Here is a 588-nt window from a genome sequence, read left to right as displayed (position 1 = left end):
TACCTTGTTAAAGAACATCTGATTGTAAAAATCAGAAACAAAAACTCTTTACAGAACCAACAAACAAAGCCTGTAAAAGCTTTTCTTTCTAACTTCTTCGCGATAATCTGCTACCACTCTAAACAGTCAATCTTTCTCACCGTTTATAATGGTGGAGCTATGCGGGATCGAACCGCAGACCTCCTGCGTGCAAGGCAGGCGCTCTCCCAGCTGAGCTATAGCCCCAGTGCTTGACCTCTTCCGAGATCCTTACTTTTCACTTCAGACTACACCCTCAGGCATATAACCAGAATTTGGTCAGGCGAGGCGAGAAACTACGCCGTGTGCCATCTTGCACACAAGTAGTTTCTCAACGAAGTCTGGCACGATTCTGGTGGGTCTGGGAGGACTTGAACCTCCGACCTCACCCTTATCAGGGGTGCGCTCTAACCACCTGAGCTACAGACCCAGAAACAGTCACTTAGCCCAGCGGCCCGTGAAATTATCGCTTTCAATCTCGAGATTAGACAATTCGTGTGAGCACTTGCCAGCGTCGTGCGCTCAATTTAAGGAGGTGATCCAGCCCCAGGTTCCCCTAGGGCTACCTTG

Annotated in this window: 2 tRNA genes; both read right to left on the bottom strand. The window is 49.0% G+C overall.

Features of this window, described 5'->3' with window-relative positions:
* Positions 1 to 149: 149 nt before the first annotated feature.
* Positions 150 to 225 (bottom strand) — tRNA-Ala (locus ABD836_RS19430).
* A 146-nt stretch (positions 226 to 371) separates the two neighbouring features.
* A tRNA-Ile gene (locus ABD836_RS19425) sits at positions 372 to 448 on the bottom strand.
* Positions 449 to 588: the final 140 nt, after the last annotated feature.

It is taken from the genome of Zhongshania borealis (assembly GCF_039539625.1).
Lineage (GTDB): Bacteria > Pseudomonadota > Gammaproteobacteria > Pseudomonadales > Spongiibacteraceae > Spongiibacter > Spongiibacter borealis.
This window is presented reverse-complemented; position numbering and strand designations above follow the sequence as displayed.